Genomic DNA, 1,604 nt, shown 5'->3' with positions numbered 1-1,604 from the left:
CGCCTCTCCGGCTTTGTGTATAACCGCAAACACGCCTAGCAGCTTCGCTACTTTGGCGGCTGGGCCAATGGCGTCGAGCACACCGGGCTCCAGTACGTCACCGACCACCGCTGCCCCGTCCTTGACGTAACCGGTGGCAACCAACATCTGGTCACGATGCTCCCGCCAGCCTGGGGCGTACAGGTCAAGTTCGGCATCGGACATACCGGTCAGAGCTGCGTCTTGCGCGAGCGACAGTTCCTGCTCCAGTGCTACAAGGTAGTCCTCTGTGGCCTGGGCCTCTACCCAGGCTGCCATCGCAGCAGGGTCTTCGGCTAGTTGCAGCAGCTGTTCGGCCTGTTGCCGATTGGCCTGTTCTGCATAGGCATCCCACTCGCGCTGCGCGGCCTGCACGATGGCGTTGTTGGCTTGCGCCAGGTCTGTGATTTGGCGAGGGCGGAACGCCGCCTCTGCCACCGCTGCGGCTTCTCCACGTAACCCATCCAGGGCGCTGCGGCCGGCCTGAATTTCTTCCATGATGAGCTGACAGTTGCCACTGACGTCGCATGCAGCCAGGCGTTCTCGGTTCGCGTCGCTGACCTCAAGATAGCGGTCACGAATCTGCTCGCAGTCACCTCGCTCATGACAGCCTTCTATTTCTTGCTCAAAGCGCTCGACATCTTGGTGATTCAAAAAGTTGTAGTTGGTTGCGTTAGCTGCAACCCAGGCGCCCGTCTCAAGCTGACCTTCGCTACCGTCTGGGTCTAGCAGTGCGGCAGAGAGCACACCTATAAGCTGGGAGTTCATGACCAGCAGCGCAGTGCGCTGCTCATCCGGCAGACCATCAAACTGCGCATTCAGGTCGGCAACCACCAACTCATTGACGCCGGCCACCAGCGCGCCACTGGCAAAGTCGCCGCCATAGGCTTCAGCGGCCAAGCCACCCATCAGGGCATGCAGTACTACTTTCTCGGCGCTGCCACTGGGTAGCTGGTAGCGATCACCCAGATCACCCACCAGGTTGAAGCCATAAGCGGCAAAGGTGTTGACCAGGGCGTTACCCAGTACCTGACTAAAATCGCTGTCTTCGCCCAGGGCGCGGTACAGCGCGGTACTGGTAGACCCTTGCAGTGCCTGATTGGCAGCAAAGCGGCCAACCCCTTCAACCGTGCTCAAGTCAACAACTACCTGTCCGGTAACAGGGTTTGTCTTGGTCCCCAGCAGATTGTCGTATACGCCAGCGGTGAGACCCGCCGTGGCGCCGGCCACGACATAGCCTTTCACGGCGTCGCTGGAGGTAATGTCGTCAAATACAGCCCCCAAGTCTCCGCGATTGTTGACGGTGCTGACGACCGCGTTGGTGGCGGCGCTGGTGGCGACGGCGCCGGTTACCGCCCCGGCTGTACCCCCGCCTGCCAGGGCGCTGGCGCCTGGGCCGACCATGGCTGCCACTACAATGGCTATCACCAACTGCGCGCCAGCGCCCAGCCCGGAGTGGCTGTAGCTGAAGCTGTCGTGTACTTCCTTGACGTGGCGCCAGTCCACGTCGCCGCGGGCTTCCATTTCCTTAAGCCAGGCCAGGCCGGGCTCGGCGGCGACCATGGCGTCGATGGTCTGGCTGACGG

At 61.8% G+C, this 1,604-nt stretch carries 1 protein-coding gene; it reads right to left on the bottom strand.

Annotation, left to right across the window (positions count from 1 at the left end; translation table 11 throughout):
• A partial coding sequence (locus ASB58_RS18460; RefSeq protein WP_181977975.1) for a DUF637 domain-containing protein occupies positions 1-1,604 on the bottom strand: 1,604 nt, incomplete at both ends.

The sequence above is a fragment of the Pseudomonas abyssi genome (genome assembly GCF_003444685.1).
Classification (GTDB): Bacteria; Pseudomonadota; Gammaproteobacteria; order Pseudomonadales; family Pseudomonadaceae; genus Halopseudomonas; species Halopseudomonas abyssi.
Note: the sequence above shows the minus strand (reverse complement) of the source record. Positions and strands in the feature narration are given on the sequence as shown.